The sequence below is a fragment of the Treponema sp. R80B11-R83G3 genome, from assembly GCF_054786115.1.
In genome coordinates, this window is sequence record NZ_BDHF01000481.1 from 1 (window position 1) to 471 (window position 471).

General features: G+C 39.9%; 1 protein-coding gene. It reads right to left on the minus strand.

Translation table 11 applies throughout. The features are described 5' to 3' along the window. Nucleotides 1-291 precede the first annotated feature (291 nt). Complete coding sequence (locus ACYVRH_RS14575; RefSeq protein WP_461257584.1) at nucleotides 292-417, minus strand: hypothetical protein; 126 nt, start codon at nucleotides 415-417, stop codon at nucleotides 292-294. Between the last annotated feature and the right edge of the window lie 54 nt (nucleotides 418-471).

Sequence of the window (471 nt, forward strand, 5' to 3'; positions counted from 1 at the left end):
GTTTTGTATTAGGGGTCTGCGGTCAGAGCGAGGTATGTTGCAGTTTACAGAAAAGTTATTAATAGCTGTCATAAGCCCTCACTTGCGATTGCCTCAAGGCGAAGTGGTTTTGAAGTAGGGGTGTATGCAACGGTTTTTGGGTAGGGAATTGGGTATTTATAGCCACTTTTTGTCTCATTAAAAGTATATTAGCATTTTAAAGTGAATTTGTCAATGGTTTTTGGTTAAAATGCCTAATTACCGTGTTGGGGAGTTTGTCAAGTGGGATTTGGGGGAAAAGACAAGGGGGAATTATACCTTCTGAGTACCGTTGTCGGTTCTGGGGGGGTGTTTCCTCATGTAGCGAAGCATGAAAAAAGCGGTAAGGCTTAGTCCCATAATAAGAATTCCGCATATAAATTGCAGTAATAAAGACATAGTTATCCTCCTATAATCCACTTTACGATAACATCAACGATAACGATAAAACCT